Below are 17,470 nucleotides of genomic sequence, written 5' to 3'. Positions count from 1 at the left end.
AGCCTATCCGCTGCGCTTGGCCGCTGCGGAGCCTGTGGATAACCATCCGGTGTGACCCCGGCCCCACTCCCGCGCTCCCGCCGGACGACCCCGGGCCCGTGCGATCCGCACGGGCCCGGGGGTTGGTCAGGGGTCGGTCAGGGGCTGGTCAGTCGTCCGACGCGGGGGCGGAGGCCGCCGCCTTCTTCGCGACCGTCTTCTTCGCGGTCGTCTTCTTGGCGGCGGTCTTCTTCGCCGTCGTCTTCTTCGCCGCGGCGGTCTTCGTCGCCGTGGCCTTCTTCGCGGGGGCCTTCTTGGCCGGGGCCTTCTTGGCCGTCTTCTTGGCCGGGCCCTTCGCGCGCTTCTCCGCCAGCAGCTCGTAGCCGCGCTCCGGCGTGATCGTCTCGACGTCGTCGTCCCGCCGCAGCGTCGCGTTCGTCTCGCCGTCCGTCACGTACGGACCGAAGCGGCCGTCCTTGACGACCACCGGCTTCTCGCTGACCGGGTCGGTGCCCAGCTCCTTCAGCGGCGGCTTGGCCGCGGCCCGGCCCCGCTGCTTGGGCTGGGCGTAGATGGCGAGGGCCTCGTCCAGGGTGATCGAGAACAGCTGGTCCTCGGTCTCCAGCGACCGCGAGTCCGTGCCCTTCTTCAGGTACGGGCCGTAGCGGCCGTTCTGGGCCGTGATCTCCACGCCCTCCGCGTCGGCGCCCACCACGCGCGGCAGGGACATCAGGCGCAGCGCGTCGTCCAGCGTGACCGTGTCCAGGCTCATCGACTTGAACAGCGAGGCCGTCCGCGGCTTCACCGCGTTCTTGCCGGTCTTCGGCGTGCCCTCGGGCAGGATCTCCGTCACGTACGGCCCGTAGCGACCGTCCTTCGCGACGATCTCGTTCCCGCTGATCGGGTCCTTGCCCAGCTCGAACTCGCCGCTCGGCTTCGCGAAGAGCTCCTCCGCGTACTCGGTCGTCAGCTCGTCGGGCGCCAGGTCGTCGGGCACGTCGGCCCGCTGGTGGCCCTCCGCGTCCTTCTCGCCGCGCTCGACGTACGGCCCGTAGCGGCCGACGCGCAGCACGATGCCCTCGCCGACCGGGAAGGAGGAGATCTCCCGGGCGTCGATCGCGCCGAGGTCCGTGACCAGCTCCTTCAGACCTCCGAGGTGGTCGCCGTCGGCCGGTACGACCTCCGTCGCGTCCTCGGAGCCGAAGTAGAAGCGCTTCAGCCACGGCACGGACTGGGCCTCGCCCCGCGCGATGCGGTCGAGGTCGTCCTCCATCTTCGCGGTGAAGTCGTAGTCGACGAGCCGCCCGAAGTGCGTCTCCAGCAGGTTGACCACGGCGAACGACAGGAAGGACGGCACGAGCGCCGTGCCCTTCTTGAAGACGTACCCGCGGTCCAGGATCGTGCCGATGATCGACGCGTACGTCGAGGGTCGGCCGATCTCGCGCTCTTCGAGCTCCTTGACCAGCGAGGCCTCGGTGTAGCGGGCCGGCGGCTTGGTCGAGTGGCCGTCCGCCGTGATCTCCTCGGCCGACAGCGCGTCGCCCTCCGCGACCTGCGGCAGCCGCTTCTCGCGGTCGTCGAGCTCGGCGTTCGGGTCGTCCGCGCCCTCGACGTAGGCCTTCATGAACCCGTGGAAGGTGATCGTCTTGCCGGAGGCGGTGAACTCGGCGTCCCGGCCGTCCGACGCGCGGCCGCCGATCTTGACGGTGACCGAGTTGCCGACCGCGTCCTTCATCTGGGAGGCGACGGTCCGCTTCCAGATCAGCTCGTACAGGCGGAACTGGTCGCCGGTCAGACCCGTCTCGGCCGGGGTGCGGAAACGATCACCCGAGGGGCGAATCGCCTCGTGCGCCTCCTGCGCGTTCTTGACCTTGCCGGCGTAGACGCGCGGCTTCTCCGGCAGGTAGTCGGCCCCGTAGAGCTGCGTGACCTGCGCCCGCGCCGCGGACACGGCGGTGTCGGACAGCGTGGTGGAGTCCGTACGCATGTAGGTGATGAAGCCGTTCTCGTACAGCTTCTGGGCCACCTGCATCGTCGCCTTCGCACCGAAGCCCAGCTTGCGCGAGGCCTCCTGCTGGAGCGTCGTCGTACGGAACGGGGCGTACGGGGAGCGGCGGTACGGCTTGGACTCGACCGAGCGGACGGCGAACGAGGTGTCCGCCAGCGCGGCGGCCAGCGCCCGCGCGTTCGCCTCGTCGAGGTGCAGCACCTCGCTCTTGAGCTGCCCGTTCGAGCCGAAGTCACGGCCCTGCGCGACGCGCTTGCCGTCCACCGTGTTCAGGCGGGCGACCAGCGTCGAGGGGTCGGAGGCGTCACCGGCGCGGCCGGTGGAGAAGGTTCCGGTCAGGTCCCAGTACTCGGCGGAGCGGAAGGCGATGCGCTCGCGCTCCCGCTCGACGACGAGGCGGGTGGCCACGGACTGGACGCGGCCGGCCGACAGCCGCGGCATGACCTTCTTCCACAGGACCGGCGAGACCTCGTAGCCGTAGAGGCGGTCGAGGATGCGGCGGGTCTCCTGGGCGTCGACCATGCGCTGGTTCAGCTCGCGCGGGTTGGCGACGGCGTCGCGGATCGCGTCCTTGGTGATCTCGTGGAAGACCATCCGGTGGACGGGGACCTTGGGCTTGAGGACTTCCTGCAGGTGCCACGCGATGGCTTCGCCCTCGCGGTCCTCATCGGTGGCGAGGAAGAGTTCGTCGGACTCGGCCAGCAGCTCCTTGAGCTTCCTGACCTGGGCCTTCTTATCGGCATTGACGACGTAGATCGGCGCGAAGTCGTGCTCGACGTCCACGCCGAGGCGGCGGACCTCGCCCGTGTACTTGTCGGGGACCTCGGCGGCGCCGTTCGGGAGGTCGCGAATGTGCCCGACGCTCGCCTCGACGACGTATCCCGGGCCGAGGTAGCCCTTGATCGTCTTCGCCTTGGCAGGGGACTCGACGATGACGAGTCGGCGGCCGCCCTTTGCGGTCTCGCTAGTCGGGGACAACTTGGCTCTTCTCTCCGGTCGGCACTCGGTCGCGGTACGGCGACGCTGCGGAGTGTGACGGTACAACCCGCCCCCGTGTCAAACGGCAGAAGCCCGCAACGGCCACTCGAACGGTAACCCGACAAGTGCCATTTCTGCCGCCCGGATACCGCGCCGGACCCGTAGCGATCACCGGGCAGAGTGGCCAGGGGGCCGTCTGGCCCCGCCGCCGCACCCCCTCTGACGTCCCGTTTGCGCCGCGCGTCCACGCGGGTCGGCGCGCCGGTGACCGGGCCGGTGATCAGGCTCCGATCCGGCCCGCGGCCGGGTCCGCACCCGGGCCGGCGATCACCGTCGTACGAGGCACCAGACGCCGAGCGCCAGGGAGGTCCCGGCGGCGAGCAGGGCCAGCGGAAGGGCCACGGCGGGACGCACACCCTCGGCCACCGGCGCCCGGCGCGCCGCACACGCCCCCGCCCAGCCCAGCAGAGCCGTTCCGAACAGCAGGAACACGGTCGCCGCGAAGATCGCCGGACCGCTCTCCATGCCGTTCACCCCTTACTCCCGCTTGCTCCCGGGCCGCTCCGCGGGTCCCGTACGGATCCCCCCGGATCCCCTCGGCAGGCCCGCGGCCGTACCCCTGCGCGGGAGTCTGCCAGGCGCCGCGCAACGGCTTGCGAACCCGGGGTTACATGAAGGTTTCGGCCACGGCCGGACACCCCGCAGGAGGGCGGCCGGCCGGGCCGCGCCGGCGTGTCGGCGCATCGGCGGAGGCGGGCGAAGGGGCGGCGTCACGGTCCGGCCGGGGGGGGCCGGTCAGCCCTCGGCCGGCTCCAGGAATCCCTGCTCGACCAGCACCCGGATCGCCTCGGGCGTCCGGTCCCGCAGCACGACGGGATCCTCCTGCACCAGGTGCGCGATCGCGTCCAGGATCCGGCCCGCCGTGAGTGAGCCGTCGCACACTCCCGCGAAGCCCGCCCCGACCGTGTCGACCTTGGTCGCCCGCCGCATCCCGCGGTTCTGCCGGAGCACCACGTGCTCCGGGTCCTCCGCGCCGGGCGCGCCGACCTGCTCCTGGACGACCTCGGCCGCCAGCACGAAGCGGGCCTCCAGCAGGGCCGCGTCGTCGTGGTCGCGCAGGTAGTCCTGCCGGGCGAAGTGGGCCACGACGGCGTCGCCGAGCGGCTGCTCCACCGAGTGCGGCCACTCCTCGACCACGATCGAGGGCTCCGCCGCGTCGCTGCGCCGCAGGGTGATCCAGCCGAAGCCGACGGCCTTGGTCTTGCGCGCCTCGAACTCGTCCAGCCAGTCCTCGTACCGCCGCGCGTACTCGGCGGGGTCGGTGCGGTGGTCGCCCGCGTCGCGCAGCCACAGCTCCGCGTACTGCGTGACGTCCTGCACGTCGCGCTGCACGATCCACGCGTCGCAGCCGCGCGGCACCCAGGCGCGGACCCGGTCGTGCCAGTCCTCGCCCTCCACGTGCTGCCAGTTGCCGAGGAACTGCGCGTACCCGCCCGGGTTGAGGTGCGCGCCGGCCTCCTGGACGAGGGTCCGGCACAGGTCGTCGCCGCCCATCCCGCCGTCGCGGTACGTCAGCCGGGCGCCGGGGGAGATCACGAACGGCGGGTTGGACACGATCAGGTCGTACGTGGCCTCGCCGACCGGCTCGAACAGCGACCCCTGGAGCAGTTCGGCCTCCTGGGCGCCGGACAGCGCCAGGGTCAGCCGGGTGAAGTCCAGGGCGCGGGGGTTGACGTCGGTGGCGGTGACCCGGGTGGCGTGCTGGGCGGCGTGCAGGGCCTGGATGCCGGAGCCGGTCCCGAGGTCGAGGGCGCTGCCGACCGGGGTGCGGACGGTGATCCCCGCCAGGGTGGTGGAGGCCCCGCCGACGCCGAGGACGACACCCTCCTCGCGGCTGCCGATCCCGCCGGCCCCGCCCACGGCGCAGCCGAGGTCGGAGACGATGAACCAGTCCTCGCCGTCGGGACCGCCGTACGGGCGCACGTCGACGGTGGCGCGCACCGTGTCCTGCCCGTCGGCGTCCTCTTCCCGGCGCAGCCACCCGTCCGCCAGCGCGGCCTCGACGGGCAGCGCCCGGGCGGCGTTCACGTACGGCTCCGGCTGCTGGAGCAGGAACAGCCGGACCAGGCCCGCGAGCGGGCCGTCGCCGCGGCCGCGCGTGGCGCGCAGGGCGGGGACCGTCTCGCTTCGGGCCAGCGCGGCGTAGGCGGGGGCGCCGAGCAGGTCGAGCAGGCCGTCGGCGGTGAAGCCGGCGGCGAGCAGGGCCGTGCGGAGCTCGGCGGCGCGGTCGGACGAGGGAAGGCTGGTGGTACTCACCGGTCCATTGTGTCGGCTGCCGCCGCCGATGCGTATGCCGCGCGGCCGTTGATGCCGAGATGCCGACGATGCGTGCGCCGGGCGGCCGCTGCCGGACCCTCCGCCGAAGCGTGCGTGCCGCGCCGCTCCGCCGGTGGCCCGGAGTGCACCGGGGCGGCCGGTTCCGCGGAACCGGCCGCCCCGGTCCGCGTACCCCCGACCCTGCCGCGTCCGCCGGCGACGGCGGCCGCCGGCTACCTCACTTCGCCGACGGCGACGGCGCCGCGACCTGGCAGCCCTTCTGGCTGTTCATCGCCTTGTCCAGGCCGCCGGCCTTGAGCGTGGCGAGCGCGTTCTTGCCGCCGTTGGTGGCCTGCTCGAGCCCGTCGGCCACGCCCTTGAGGCCTTCGGCGAACTTCGTCTGGTCCTTCGCGTCCAGGGCGTCCATCTTCGTCTTCAGGTCCGCGTAGCCCTTGGAGGACTCCTCGAAGCCCTTGACCGCCGCCTCCAGGGTCTTCTGGCCGTCCTTGACCGGCGGAACTCCCGCCCCCTGCAGGGCGGTCCCCATCGCCTTGTACGACGCCGACATGCTCCCGAACGCCGCCGAGTCGGTCGTCTGGACCTCTTCGGGCTTGCTGCTCTCCGTGGCCACGCGCTTGATGTCCGCGTTGGCCGTCTCGATCTTCTTCAGCTCGGGCTGCCAGCTGTTGCAGACCTTCTTGGCCCAGGCGTTGGCCTTCTCGTCCCCGTCGTCGCCGCCGCAACCGGACAGCACGAGGATCAGTACCGCACCGCCGGACACCGCGGCCGCAAACTTCTTGTTCACCGGATTGGTCCCTTCGAAGGCTCTCGGCCCGGAAGATACACGCCCGCCATCCGGGCACGCAGAAAGGCGGACAGACGGCGCGTCAGTCCGCGCCGCCTGTCCGCCGTTCGGGCGTAGCTTCGAGACCTCGGGCCGACCGGCCCGCAGACCCCTCCGCGGGGCACCCCTCGGGGCACCCCTCGGGTCAGGAAACCACCGCGGGATCGGCCTGCTGGGCCACCCTCTCGGCGGGCGCGCCCTCGCCCTCGGTGTCGTCCCCGACCGCGATGCCGCGGCGCTTGGAGATGTACACCGCGCCGATGATGACGACGATGGCCAAGGCCGCGACGATCGCGCGCACGGTGGCGCTCGTGTCGGGGCCGTAGCTGAACTGCACGACCGCCGGGGCGATCAGCAGCGCCACCAGGTTCATGACCTTGAGCAGCGGGTTGATCGCGGGACCCGCGGTGTCCTTGAACGGGTCGCCCACCGTGTCTCCGATGACGGTCGCGGCGTGGGCCTCGCTGCCCTTGCCGCCGTGGTGGCCGTCCTCGACGAGCTTCTTCGCGTTGTCCCACGCGCCACCGGAGTTGGCGAGGAAGACCGCCATCAGGGTGCCGGTGCCGATGGCGCCCGCGAGGAACGAGCCGAGCGCGCCGACGCCGAGCGAGAACCCGACGGCGATCGGGGTGAGGACGGCGAGCAGGCCGGGCGTGGCGAGTTCGCGCAGCGCGTCCTTGGTGCAGATGTCCACGACGCGCCCGTACTCGGGCTTCTCGGTGTAGTCCATGATCCCGGGGTGCTCGCGGAACTGGCGGCGCACCTCGTAGACGACGGCGCCCGCGGAGCGGGAGACGGCGTTGATGGCGAGGCCGGAGAACAGGAACACGACGGCCGCGCCCAGGATCAGGCCGACCAGGTTGTTGGGCTGGGCGATGTCCAGGCTGAGGTTCATCTCCCCCGCCTTGGCACCGACTTCCTTGACCGCGTTCGCGATGGCGTCGCTGTACGAGCCGAACAGCGCGGCCGCGGCGAGCACGGCGGTGGCGATCGCGATGCCCTTGGTGATGGCCTTGGTGGTGTTGCCGACGGCGTCCAGGTCGGTCAGGACCTGCGCACCGGCGCCCTCGACGTCGCCGGACATCTCGGCGATGCCCTGGGCGTTGTCGGAGACGGGCCCGAAGGTGTCCATGGCGACGATGACGCCGACGGTGGTGAGCAGGCCGGTGCCGGCCAGGGCCACCGCGAAGAGCGCGAGCATGATCGACGTACCGCCGAGCAGGAACGCCCCGTACACCCCGAGCCCGATGAGCAGCGCCGTGTAGACGGCGGACTCCAGGCCGACGGAGATGCCGGCGAGGACGACGGTGGCCGCGCCGGTCAGGGAGGACTTGCCGATGTCCCGGACGGGACGGCGGCTGGTCTCGGTGAAGTAGCCGGTCAGCTGCTGGATCAGGGCCGCGAGCACGATGCCGATCGCCACGGCGACGAGGGCCAGGATGCGCGGGTCGCCGGAGTGGTTGGTGATCGTGGCGTTCTCGACGCCGATGAGGTCCTTGTAGCTGGACGGCAGGTAGACGAAGACGGCGATCGCGACCAGGACCAGCGAGATCACCGCGGAGATGAAGAAGCCGCGGTTGATGGCGGTCATTCCGCTCCGGTCGGAGCGGCGCGGGGAGACCGCGAAGATGCCGATCATGGCGGTGACGACGCCGATCGCGGGGACGATCAGCGGGAAGGCGAGGCCGAGGTCGCCGAAGGCGGCCTTGCCGAGGATGAGCGCGGCCACCAGGGTGACGGCGTACGACTCGAAGAGGTCGGCCGCCATACCGGCGCAGTCGCCGACGTTGTCGCCCACATTGTCGGCGATGGTCGCGGCATTGCGCGGGTCGTCCTCCGGAATGCCCTGCTCGACCTTGCCGACCAGGTCGGCGCCGACGTCGGCGGCCTTGGTGAAGATGCCGCCGCCGACGCGCATGAACATCGCGATCAGCGCGGCTCCGAGGCCGAAGCCCTCCAGGACCTTCGGCGCGTCGGCGGCGTAGACCAGGACGACGCAGGAGGCGCCGAGCAGGCCGAGGCCGACGGTGAACATGCCGACGACGCCGCCGGTGCGGAAGGCGATCCGCATGGCCTTGTGCGAGACGTCGGTGAGGTCCTTGGCGGGTTCGCCCTCGGCGGGGGTGGCCTCGCGCGCGGCGGCGGCGACGCGCACGTTGGCGCGGACCGCGAGGCGCATGCCGATGTAGCCGGTGGCCGCGGAGAAGATGGCGCCCACGAGGAAGAAGGCGGAGCGCCCGGCCCGCTGGGTCCAGTCGTCGGCGGGGAGCAGGAAGAGCAGGAAGAACACGACGACGGCGAAGATCCCGAGGGTGCGCAGCTGCCGGCCGAGGTAGGCGTTGGCGCCTTCCTGGACGGCTGCGGCGATTTTCTTCATGCTGTCGGTTCCCTCGTCGGCGGCGAGTACCTGGCGGACCAGGATCTGCGCGACGACGAGTGCGGCAAGTGCCACGGCCGCGATCACCATGACGATGAGCCGATTGTCATCGGTGAGTACGGCGGCTGCCAGATCGGAGTTTCCGATCGGCGCGTTGGGGGTGAAGAGCCCCGTCATTCGTCCTCCTTGACGTGATGAGCTCAAGATGTGGACGGATTGTAGGGAGCTCTTCCCGATCAAAACAGTGCGCAGGAAACGGAATTGGCCTGCTCTTGCTCCTCAGCAATAGATCGCGTCACTCCATTACCCCCGAAAGAGGTAATGGGGCAAAGGCATTGACGCCTGATCATTGATCTAGGAAATGCCGCGGGGTATGAAAAAAGGCCCTGCTCAGCAGGGCCTGGATGAAGATCGGAAAAATCCCCGAACCACCGGACTCGTGGTACCGGCGGGCCGGGCGGGACGTGCGAAACCGGCGGGACTACGGGAGATCCGACGAGCCGGACACGGGCCAGCTCATCCGGATGGTCCCGCCCGCCTCCCCGCTCGTCACCTCGACGTCGTCGACGAGCCCGCTGATCACCGCGAGACCCATCTCGTCCTCGGTTTCGGTGTCTGGGTCCAGGGCGGCGTCGATGCCGGGCACGGCGCCCTCCGGGCCGCCGGCCGGTCCGGGCACCTCGTCGCCGACCTCGATGGAGAACAGCTTCTCCTCCTCGGTCAGGACCACCCGGACGGGCGCGGTCAGCCCGTTGCTGAGATGCAGACCGACGGCGCGCGAGCAGGCTTCGCCCACGGCGAGGCGGACCTCGTCGAGCACGGCTTCGTCCACGCCGGCCCGCCGCGCCACGGCGGCCGCGACGAGGCGGGCCGTCCTGACGTGTTCGGGCTGGGCGCTGAAGCGCAGTTCAACGGTGGCCATGCGCGTCCCCCTCGGACTACGGGCGTGCCTTACAGGGGCCCGGACCGCTGTCGGCCCGCGCCCCCGCTCCTCTTCGGCTCCCCCCGCGGCGCCTCGCGGCGCCCCGGAGGGTGTAACCGTCAGTCGGTGGCTGCGACGGCGTCCTCCACCGTCGTGTGGATCGGGAACACCTTCGTCAGGCCGGTGATGCGGAAAATCTTCAGGATGCGCTCCTGGTTGCACACCAGACGCAGCGAGCCCTCATGTGCACGGACGCGCTTGAGACCTCCCACGAGCACACCAAGCCCGGTGGAGTCGAGGAAGTCCACTCGCTCCATGTCGACAACCAGGTGGTAGCTGCCGTCGTTCACCAACTCGACCAACTGCTCGCGCAGCTTGGGCGCGGTATACACATCAATCTCGCCACCGACCTCCACGACCGTGCGGTCGCCGACAGTGCGAGTCGACAGGGACAGGTCCACGGATCCTCCAGCACCTTGCTATCGAGCGGCGCCCCCCAGGGGCCTCCCCACCCGTAGGCAGGGGAGGGATTGGCTGCCGCGATGGCATTCAATCACTTACCGGCAGGCGCGCACGACGCCTTCCGACCATTGTCCCGCACGCCGGTGACACACTCGGTTCCAATGGCCAATACTCACCGTCCCGGTCGGCCCACGGCACCCGAGGACCCACGACCCACTCCCGGCACGGTCCTGGACCGGCTCTCACGGGGGCCTTCTCGAGCTGCGCGCATCACCCATACGGAGCACTTGCCCCCTCGGGAGGGTCGTCATGCAGTCTGGCCCGACCGCATCCGAACGGATGTCGTAGCCGCGATCCGGACCGCCGGCATCGAACATCCGTGGGAACACCAGGCCACGGCCGCCGAGCACGCCCTGGACGGCGAATCGGTGGTCGTCGCCACCGGCACCGCCTCGGGCAAGTCCCTGGCCTACCTCGCGCCCGTGCTCTCCGCCCTCGCGGACGGCGCCGCGGCGCCGAACGGGCGGGGCGCGACCGCCCTCTACCTGGCCCCGACCAAGGCCCTGGCGGCCGACCAGCGGCGCGCCGTACGCGAGCTGGCCGCTCCCCTCGGCAACGCCGTCCGGCCCGCGGTCTACGACGGCGACACGCCGGTGGAAGAACGCGAATGGGTGCGCCAGTACGCGAACTACGTCCTCACCAACCCCGACATGCTGCACCGGGGGATCCTCCCCGCCCATCCCCGCTGGTCCTCCTTCCTGCGCGCGCTGCGCTACGTGGTCATCGACGAGTGCCACACCTACCGGGGCGTATTCGGCTCCCACGTGGCCCAGGTACTGCGCCGCCTGCGGCGGCTGTGCGCCCGCTACGGCGCCGATCCGGTCTTCCTGCTGGCCTCGGCCACCGCGAGCGATCCGGCGGCCGCCGCGTCCCGGCTGACGGGCGTGCCGGTCCTGGAGGTCACCGACGACGCCTCCCCGCGCGGCGAGGTCGTCTTCGCCCTGTGGGAGCCGCCGCTGACCGAGCTGCGGGGCGAGAAGGGCGCCCCGGTGCGCCGCACCGCCACGGCCGAGACCGCCGACCTGCTGACCGACCTGGTCGTCCAGGGGGTCCGCACGGTCGCCTTCGTCCGCTCCCGGCGCGGCGCGGAGCTGATCTCGGTGATCGCCCAGGAGCGGCTGGCCGAGGTGGACCGGTCCCTGCCCCGGCGGGTCGCGGCCTACCGGGGCGGCTACCTGCCCGAGGAGCGCCGGGCCCTGGAGCGGGCCCTGCACTCCGGCGAGCTGCTCGGCCTGGCCGCCACCACGGCCCTGGAGCTGGGCGTGGACGTCTCGGGCCTGGACGCCGTCCTGATCACCGGGTACCCGGGCACCCGGGCCTCCCTGTGGCAGCAGGCGGGCCGCGCCGGGCGCTCGGGGCAGGGCGCCCTGGCCGTACTGATCGCCCGGGACGACCCGCTGGACACGTATCTCGTCCACCATCCGGAGGCCCTGTTCCGCCGCCCGGTGGAGGCCACGGTCCTGGATCCGGACAACCCGTACGTCCTGGCACCGCACCTGTGCGCGGCCGCCGCCGAGCTCCCGCTGACGGAGGCGGACCTCGCCCTGTTCGGCCCGGCGGCCGCGGAGCTGATCCCGCAGCTGGAGGCGGCCAAGCTGCTGCGCCGCCGGGCGACGGCCTGGCACTGGACCCGCCGGGAGCGGGCCTCGGACCTGACGGACATCCGCGGCGAGGGCGGCCGCCCGGTGCAGATCGTCGAGGCGGCCACCGGGCGCCTGCTGGGCACGGTCGACGAGTCGGCGGCCCACACCGCCGTCCACGACGGGGCCGTCCACCTCCACCAGGGCCGCACCTATCTGGTGAAGCAGCTGGACCTGGAGGATTCGGTCGCGCTGGTCGAGGAGTCCAGCCCGCCGTTCTCGACCACCGCGCGCGACACCACCTCCATCTCCGTCCTGGAGACCGAGACCGAGATCCCCTGGGGTCCGGCTCGGCTCTGCTTCGGCTCGGTCGAGGTGACCAACCAGGTCGTCTCGTACCTGCGCCGCAAACTGATCACCGGCGAGGTCCTCGGCGAGGCCAAGCTGGACCTGCCGCCCCGCACCCTGCGCACCCGGGCCGTGTGGTGGACCGTGACCGAGGACCAGCTCGACGAGGCCCGGATCAACCCGGAGATCCTCGGCGGCGCCCTGCACGCCGCCGAGCACGCCTCCATCGGCCTGCTCCCGCTGTTCGCCACCTGCGACCGCTGGGACATCGGCGGGGTCTCCGTCCCCCTGCATCCCGACACCCTCCTGCCGACCGTGTTCGTCTACGACGGCCACCCCGGCGGCGCCGGCTTCGCGGAGCGGGCCTTCCACACGGCCCGCGCCTGGCTGACGGCGACCCGCGACGCGATCGCCGCCTGCGAATGCGAGGCCGGCTGCCCGTCCTGCATCCAGTCCCCCAAGTGCGGCAACGGCAACGACCCCCTCCACAAGCGCGGCGCGATCCGCCTCCTCACCCGCCTCCTGTCCGAGGCCCCGCCCTCCTGAGGGCCCTCGTACGCGCACCCCGGGCTCGTCGGCCGCCGGCACCGGCGGCCCCGCCCGGGCGGTGATCGTCGGGGCGAAGGGCCCCGTCGCGGGGCGGGCCGCCACCTCGGCGACCTCGCCGTGGACCGTGCAGGCGGCCACCGTCGCCCCCTGGGCACCGGCGACGCGGCGGGCCGCGGCGCAGGCGGCCTCGGGGCCGTGCGCCCAGGTCTCGGCGGCCGCCAGGGCCGCCAGGTCGGCGGCCGCCGCCGCGCGGTGCCGGGCCACGACGGCCTGGCCGAGCAGCAGCACCCCGCCGAACACCGCCCCCAGCACCGTCGCCACCAGTGCCGCCCACACCGTCGCCGAACCCCGGTCCCGGCTCACGGCGGCGGCCCCACGGCGTCCTCGGCCAGGGCCACCGCCTGCGCCCCGAGCCGCACCGGCAGCCCACCCGGGCCCGGCGCCGGCGCCGAGACCCGGACCCGCCACAGGTCCCCCTCCCGCTCCAGCCCCACCTGCGCCCCCGCGGGGGCGGCCGCCCGGGCCGCCGCCTCCGCCACACCCGGCGGCTCCGAGCGGGCCGCCGCCCGGGCCCCGGCCCGGGCCGCGTCCACGCACCGGATCTGCGCGGCCGCGGCCATCAGCGCCCACACCAGCAGCGCCGCGAAGAGCACGAGCGCGGGAATCACCAGGGCGGCCTCCGCCGTCACATATCCCCGGTCGCCCGGTCCCCGGTGCTTTTCCTCAGAACGGCACATCGAGTGCCTTCCCGATGGTCGACTGAAGCGCCGTGGAGACCACTTCACTCGTCACCACCTTGTACAGAACGGCCGCGAATGCACAGGCCGCGATCGTGCCCATGGCGTATTCAGAAGTGGACATGCCCGCGTCGTTCGTGCGGCCGCTCATCGCCGACCGCAGACGAAACCAGATGATCCTCATGACAACCTCCAGTTGATTCGGGTTCTTGACGTGATCTCAGTAGTGATCCGAGTGGTCTTTTCAGGCGCCGGGTCGAGCCTCGATACACGAGTCGAGTCGCCCGGGTTTCTGCCACGACTTCAGGTGGAGGAGAGAAGGCCGGAGGCCATTCCGATCACCACCGGGGCCACTCCGACCGCGAGAAACGCGGGGAGGAAACACAGCCCCACCGGAGCGGTCACGAGCACCGCCGCCCGCTGCGCCCGGGCACCTGCCTGCCGGGCCCGGTCCTCGCGCAGGGCCTTCGCCAGGCGGGACACCGGCTCCGCGGCCGGGGCCCCCGTCCGGGCGGCCCGCTCCAGGCACTGGGCCAGCGGGCGGGCGCCCGGTATCTGCGCCAACCTCCCCCACGCAGCGCCCGGTTCCCCGCCGAGCCGCAGCTCCGCCCCGGCCAGCGCGAGCCGCTCGCCGACCGGACCGCCCAGCGATTCGCCCACCACCTCGGCGGCCTCCACCGGCGCCGCACCGGCCGCGAGGCAGGCGGCCAACAGATCGGCCGCCAACGGGAGCTGGCTCTCCGCCTCCCGCGGATCCACCCCGGCCGGCGGCCGGGCCCGCCGCAGCCAGCGCCGCACCCCGATCGCCGCACCGCAGCCGGCCAGCACCCCCGGCACACCGCCGACCAGCACCCAGGCCGCGAGCAGCGCCCCCGCCGGGCCCGCCCACGCCGTCACCACCGCCCGTATCCCGGAGCCGAACACCGGCGACTTCCGCTCCGGTTCCGCCGAGATCACTGCGGCGATCCGGCGCCGGGCCGCCCGCGCCCTGACCCGGGCCGCCACCGCTGATGCCGTCCACAGCACCGCCACCGCGGCGCACAGCGCCGTCCCCAGCCTGTGGATCACCAAGTCGCCCATCACCGCTCCCCCGCCGACACGATCCGCCGACACCACAGCAGCCCCAGCGCCTCCAGCACCCCGCCCGCCAGCAGACAGCCCCACCCGACCGGGGTGTGCAGCAGCACGCGCAGCGGATCCGCCCCGAGCCCGGTGCCCATCAGCAGGCCGACCAGCGGCAGCAGGGCCAGCACCACCGTCGTCGACCTGGCCCCCGCCAACTGGGCCCGCAGGGACTCCTGCCGGTCCCGCTCGGCCCGCAACGCCCCCTCCAGCCGGTCCAGTCCGGCCGCGAGTCCCGCGCCCCCGTCCACCGAGACCGACCAGCAGGCGGCCATCCCGGCCAGCCCTTCCGCCCCGGGCTCCCGCGAGGCCTGACGCAAGGCCGCGGGAACGTCCCCGCCGAACGCCGCGGCGGCCAGTACCGCCGCCTCCGCCGGGCCCGGACCGCCCGAGCCCGCGACCGTCCGCCGTATCGCCGCGGTCAGCGCCTGCCCGGGCTGGGCCCCCGCCCGCAGCTCGCCCACCGCCGCTCCGCACAGGGCGATCACCCCGGCGGCCCGGGCGCTCCGCTCCCGCTCCCGCTGCCGGCCCCTCAGCCACCGCCGCACCAGAGGCACCGCCGCCGCGCCCGCCACCAACGGGATCACCGACCCGCCCAGCAGTGCGACCACGAGCCCCACCCCGAGGCAGGACCACTCCCGCCACCGCGCGGCCCGCACTCGAACGGCGATGAGCAGCCGCTCCCGGCGCACCGGACCGCGCGGCACCACGGGACCGCACCCGGCCAGCACCACCCGGGCCCGCCGGGACACCCGGTCTCCCCCGGCCAGCGCCCAGGCGGCCGTCCCCGCGCAGAGCACCCCGGCGAACAGCGGCACCGGCACCGCGGCCACCCCGTTCACCGCGCACCCCGCAGCAGCGGACGCAGCCGCTCCCAGCCCCGCTCGCGCACGAAGCCCCGGGCGGACCAGCGCAGCGCCGGTACGGTGACCACCAGCCCGGCGGCGTCCCGCTCCAGCACGTGCACCTCGGCCACCCGGCGCCGCCCGGCCCGGTCCCGGACCAGATGGACCACCAGGGTCAGCGCGGCCGCCAACTGGCTGTGCAGAGCCGCCCGGTCGAGCCCGGCGGAGGTCCCGAGCGCCTCCAGCCGGGCCGGCACGTGCGCGGCGGCGTTCGCGTGGACCGTGCCGCAGCCGCCTTCGTGTCCCGTGTTCAAAGCCGCGAGGAGATCGGCCACTTCCGCGCCGCGGACCTCGCCGACGACCAGCCGGTCCGGACGCATCCGCAGCGCCTGCCGGACCAGATCCGCCAGGGTGACCAGGCCCGCCCCCTCCTGATTGGCCGGCCGGCTCTCCAGCCGCACCACATGCGGATGGTCGGGGCGCAGCTCGGCCGAATCCTCGGCCAGGACGATCCGCTCCCCCGGGCCGACCAGCCCCAACAGGGCGCTGAGCAGCGTGGTCTTGCCGGTGCCGGTCCCGCCGGAGACGAGGAACGACAGCCGGGCCTCGACCATGTCCCCGAGCAGCCGCTGACCGCCGGGCGGCAGCGTGCCCGCCTCGACCAGCTCCTCCAGCGTGAACGCCCTCGGCCGCACCACCCGCAGCGACAGGCAGGCGGAACCGACCGCCACCGGCGGCAGCACGGCATGCAGCCGGGTGCCGTCCGGCATCCGGGCGTCCACCCAGGGCCGGGCGTCGTCCAGGCGCCGACCGGCGACGGCGGCGAGCCGCTGGGCGAGCCTGCGCACGGCATCGGCGTCGGCGAAGGTCACCGCGGTCAGCTCCAGGCCGCCCCCGCGGTCCACCCACACCCGGTCCGGGGCGGCCACCAGGACGTCGGTGACCTCCGGGTCGGCGAGCAGGGCTTCCAGCGGTCCGGCGCCGACCAGCTCGGAGCGCAACTCGGCGGCCGCGCCCAGCACTTCCGCATCACCGAGCAGCCGGCCCTGTGCCCGCAGCGCCGCCGCCACCCGGGCCGGGGTCGGCTCGGCCCCGCTCTCGGCGAGCCGCCGGCGCACCGCGTCCAGGAGTACGGCGCTCATGCCGCCACCCCCTGGGCGGGACCGAGCGCCCGCCGCCAGAAGCCGTCGCAGAACCGGGCCAGCGCGCCCCGCCCCTGCCCGCCCGGCGGTTCGCCCTCGGCGACCCGCCCCGGGAGCCCCACCTCGACCGGCACCTCCCCGGCGAGCGGCACCCCCAGCAGCCCGGCCACCTCCTCGGCGTCGAGCCCGCCCGGACAGCGGCCCCGTACGACCACGCGGACATCCCGGGCCACCATCCGCACGCCGGCCGCGACCCGGCCCGCGGCGGCCACAGCCCGCAACTCGCCCGGCACCACCATCAGCACCAGGTCCAGCTGGGCCAGCGCCTCGGCCACGGCTTCGTCCACCCGCCGGGGCAGGTCGACCACCACCACACCGCCCCGGCGGCGCGCGGCGGCGAGCACCGAGCGCATGGCCGCGGGCGGCACCACCACCCGGTCCCCGCGGTCCCAGCTGAGCACCCGCAGGGCGTGCAGCTCCGGCAGGGACTCCTCCAGCGCGCCGGCGGCCACCCGGCCCCGCGAGCCCGCGAAGTCCGGCCAGCGCAGCCCCTCGGCGCTCTCGCCGCCGAGCAGGACGTCCATGCCGCCGCCGAGCGGGTCCCCGTCGATCAGGACGGTCCGCTCGCCGGCGCGGGCGGCCCGCAGGGCGAGCGCGCACGCGAGGGTCGAGGCTCCGGCCCCGCCGCTGCCGCCGATCACCCCGACGGCGAGGGCCGGTTTGCCCGCGCCCTCCACCACATCGGCGATGCGGTCGACGAGCCGGCTCTCGGCGTCGGGGAGCCGGAGCACCTCCTCGGCGCCGATCTCCACCGCCAGCTGCCACACGAGGGGATCGTCCGGATCCCGGCCGACGAGCAGCACCCCGCCCCGACGCGGGGCGCCGCGCACCCGGCGGGCGGCATCGTCCCCGACGAGGACGAGCGGCGCGGACTCCCATCCGACGCTCCCGCCCGCCTCCAGGGCGGCTCCGGAACCCCTTTCGCCCCTCCCGGCGCCTCCGCCACCACCGCCTCCGCTTTGCTCGGGCACCGCATGGTGCACATGCGGCTCGGCGCCCGCGGCGGCGCACAGCCGCAGCAGATCGTCGAGCAGCAGCGGGTCCTCGGTGATGATCAGCGGCCGCCCGCCACCGGGCACGGCCCCGCCAGGAGTGCCCAATGGCCTGATTCCGCCTGCTTCCACGCGCTCCGGCAGTTCAC

14 protein-coding genes and 1 pseudogene are annotated in these 17,470 nt (G+C 73.5%); 1 reads left to right on the top strand and 14 read right to left on the bottom strand.

Translation table 11 applies throughout. The annotated features are described in order from the left end of the window. Positions 1-148 precede the first annotated feature (148 nt). The 7 genes from topA to bldG all read right to left on the bottom strand — a co-directional run bounded on the left by topA (position 149) and on the right by bldG (position 9,885). A complete protein-coding gene (topA, locus tag ACFYZS_RS12085; RefSeq protein ID WP_389010003.1) occupies positions 149-2,965 on the bottom strand; it encodes a type I DNA topoisomerase in 2,817 nt (938 codons plus the stop codon). A gap of 327 nt (positions 2,966-3,292) precedes the next feature. Continuing rightward, positions 3,293-3,490, bottom strand: a complete 198-nt coding sequence (locus ACFYZS_RS12080; protein WP_389010281.1) for a hypothetical protein — start codon at positions 3,488-3,490, stop codon at positions 3,293-3,295. A gap of 270 nt (positions 3,491-3,760) precedes the next feature. Then, the gene (locus tag ACFYZS_RS12075) at positions 3,761-5,281 is read right to left on the bottom strand and encodes a methyltransferase (RefSeq protein ID WP_389010000.1); all 1,521 of its coding nucleotides are present in this window, start codon (positions 5,279-5,281) and stop codon (positions 3,761-3,763) included. Positions 5,282-5,519: 238 nt separating this feature from the next. Then, positions 5,520-6,086, bottom strand: coding sequence for a small secreted protein (locus ACFYZS_RS12070; RefSeq protein ID WP_389009997.1), 567 nt, complete (start codon positions 6,084-6,086; stop codon positions 5,520-5,522). A gap of 184 nt (positions 6,087-6,270) precedes the next feature. Beyond that, complete coding sequence (locus ACFYZS_RS12065) at positions 6,271-8,679, bottom strand: sodium-translocating pyrophosphatase (RefSeq protein WP_389009994.1); 2,409 nt, start codon at positions 8,677-8,679, stop codon at positions 6,271-6,273. 304 nt (positions 8,680-8,983) lie between these two features. Next, entirely contained in the window at positions 8,984-9,424 is a 441-nt protein-coding gene (locus ACFYZS_RS12060) for an ATP-binding protein (protein ID WP_389009991.1), read from the bottom strand. 119 nt (positions 9,425-9,543) lie between these two features. Further along, a complete protein-coding gene (gene bldG / locus ACFYZS_RS12055) occupies positions 9,544-9,885 on the bottom strand; it encodes an anti-sigma factor antagonist BldG (protein ID WP_030152678.1) in 342 nt (113 codons plus the stop codon). Between the two features lie 81 nt (positions 9,886-9,966). On the opposite strand from bldG, the gene ACFYZS_RS12050 reads away from it, so the two are divergent. Then, the gene (locus ACFYZS_RS12050) at positions 9,967-12,420 is read left to right on the top strand and encodes a DEAD/DEAH box helicase (RefSeq protein WP_389009988.1); all 2,454 of its coding nucleotides are present in this window, start codon (positions 9,967-9,969) and stop codon (positions 12,418-12,420) included. Between the two features lie 105 nt (positions 12,421-12,525). Here ACFYZS_RS12050 and ACFYZS_RS12045 read toward each other — a convergent pair. The 7 genes and pseudogenes from ACFYZS_RS12045 to ssd all read right to left on the bottom strand — a co-directional run. After that, a pseudogene (locus ACFYZS_RS12045) lies at positions 12,526-12,723 on the bottom strand (Rv3654c family TadE-like protein); the annotation flags it as partial. 59 nt (positions 12,724-12,782) lie between these two features. Further along, the gene (locus tag ACFYZS_RS12040) at positions 12,783-13,160 is read right to left on the bottom strand and encodes a TadE family type IV pilus minor pilin (protein WP_389009985.1); all 378 of its coding nucleotides are present in this window, start codon (positions 13,158-13,160) and stop codon (positions 12,783-12,785) included. Beyond that, positions 13,147-13,344 (bottom strand): DUF4244 domain-containing protein, encoded by a 198-nt coding sequence (locus ACFYZS_RS12035; protein ID WP_389009982.1) that lies wholly within the window; start codon positions 13,342-13,344, stop codon positions 13,147-13,149. The genes ACFYZS_RS12040 and ACFYZS_RS12035 overlap by 14 nt, the downstream gene beginning before the upstream one ends. A gap of 119 nt (positions 13,345-13,463) precedes the next feature. Next, positions 13,464-14,240: a type II secretion system F family protein gene (locus ACFYZS_RS12030; RefSeq protein WP_389009979.1), complete on the bottom strand. Its 777-nt coding sequence runs from the start codon at positions 14,238-14,240 to the stop codon at positions 13,464-13,466. Next, positions 14,240-15,124, bottom strand: a complete 885-nt coding sequence (locus ACFYZS_RS12025) for a type II secretion system F family protein (RefSeq protein ID WP_389009976.1) — start codon at positions 15,122-15,124, stop codon at positions 14,240-14,242. Before ACFYZS_RS12025 ends, ACFYZS_RS12030 begins: the two co-directional genes overlap by 1 nt. Next, a complete protein-coding gene (locus ACFYZS_RS12020; RefSeq protein ID WP_389009973.1) occupies positions 15,121-16,269 on the bottom strand; it encodes a TadA family conjugal transfer-associated ATPase in 1,149 nt (382 codons plus the stop codon). Before ACFYZS_RS12020 ends, ACFYZS_RS12025 begins: the two co-directional genes overlap by 4 nt. Then, a complete protein-coding gene (ssd, locus tag ACFYZS_RS12015) occupies positions 16,266-17,438 on the bottom strand; it encodes a septum site-determining protein Ssd (RefSeq protein WP_389010278.1) in 1,173 nt (390 codons plus the stop codon). Before ssd ends, ACFYZS_RS12020 begins: the two co-directional genes overlap by 4 nt. Positions 17,439-17,470 lie beyond the last annotated feature (32 nt).

It is taken from the genome of Streptomyces sp. NPDC001903 (genome assembly GCF_042891345.1).
Lineage (GTDB): Bacteria > Actinomycetota > Actinomycetes > Streptomycetales > Streptomycetaceae > Streptomyces.
This window is presented reverse-complemented; position numbering and strand designations above follow the sequence as displayed.

What these genes read in the sequence shown, in the direction of transcription:
- ACFYZS_RS12080 (WP_389010281.1), bottom strand. Translation starts at nt 3,490, where the DNA reads ATGGAGAGCGGTCCGGCGATCTTCGCGGCGACCGTGTTCCTGCTGTTC.
- ACFYZS_RS12065 (WP_389009994.1), bottom strand. Translation starts at nt 8,679, where the DNA reads ATGACGGGGCTCTTCACCCCCAACGCGCCGATCGGAAACTCCGATCTG.
- ACFYZS_RS12060 (WP_389009991.1), bottom strand. Translation starts at nt 9,424, where the DNA reads ATGGCCACCGTTGAACTGCGCTTCAGCGCCCAGCCCGAACACGTCAGG.
- ACFYZS_RS12050 (WP_389009988.1), top strand. Translation starts at nt 9,967, where the DNA reads ATGGCATTCAATCACTTACCGGCAGGCGCGCACGACGCCTTCCGACCA.
- ACFYZS_RS12040 (WP_389009985.1), bottom strand. Translation starts at nt 13,160, where the DNA reads ATGTGCCGTTCTGAGGAAAAGCACCGGGGACCGGGCGACCGGGGATAT.
- ACFYZS_RS12035 (WP_389009982.1), bottom strand. Translation starts at nt 13,344, where the DNA reads ATGAGGATCATCTGGTTTCGTCTGCGGTCGGCGATGAGCGGCCGCACG.
- ACFYZS_RS12030 (WP_389009979.1), bottom strand. Translation starts at nt 14,240, where the DNA reads ATGGGCGACTTGGTGATCCACAGGCTGGGGACGGCGCTGTGCGCCGCG.
- ACFYZS_RS12020 (WP_389009973.1), bottom strand. Translation starts at nt 16,269, where the DNA reads ATGAGCGCCGTACTCCTGGACGCGGTGCGCCGGCGGCTCGCCGAGAGC.